Below are 441 nucleotides of genomic sequence, written 5' to 3'. Positions count from 1 at the left end.
GTACTCAATATCGAAGCGATCCGTAACCCGGAAGCCACCGAAGATGATGTGATTGCAGGCGTGCGCGTGACGGGCTCCGCCGATGAACCTAAGGCAGAAATCTTCTCTGACCCGGCCATGTCGCAACAGGAAGCGCTCTCTTACCTCCTGCGCGGCCAGGGTCTGGATAGCCAACAGGGCGATGGTGCGGCAATGACATCAATGTTAGTCGGTCTGGGGGTTGCACAAAGTGGTCAGGTTGTGGGTAAAATCGGCGAGACGTTTGGCGTAAGCAATCTGGCGCTGGACACTCAGGGCGTGGGTGACTCTTCGCAGGTAGTGGTCAGCGGCTATGTACTGCCGGGTCTACAGGTAAAATATGGCGTGGGGATCTTTGACTCACTGGCTACACTCACGTTACGTTATCGCCTGATGCCTAAGCTATATCTGGAAGCAGTGTCC

General features: G+C 55.6%; 1 protein-coding gene. It reads left to right on the top strand.

Annotation, left to right across the window (positions count from 1 at the left end; translation table 11 throughout):
* On the top strand, window positions 1-441 hold a 441-nt coding region (locus WCE05_RS26050), incomplete at both ends, for a translocation/assembly module TamB domain-containing protein (protein WP_368816847.1).

Origin of the sequence: Pseudomonas sp. I2, assembly GCF_040984075.1 — a bacterium.
Taxonomy (GTDB): domain Bacteria; phylum Pseudomonadota; class Gammaproteobacteria; order Pseudomonadales; family Pseudomonadaceae; genus Aquipseudomonas; species Aquipseudomonas guariconensis_B.
This window is presented reverse-complemented; position numbering and strand designations above follow the sequence as displayed.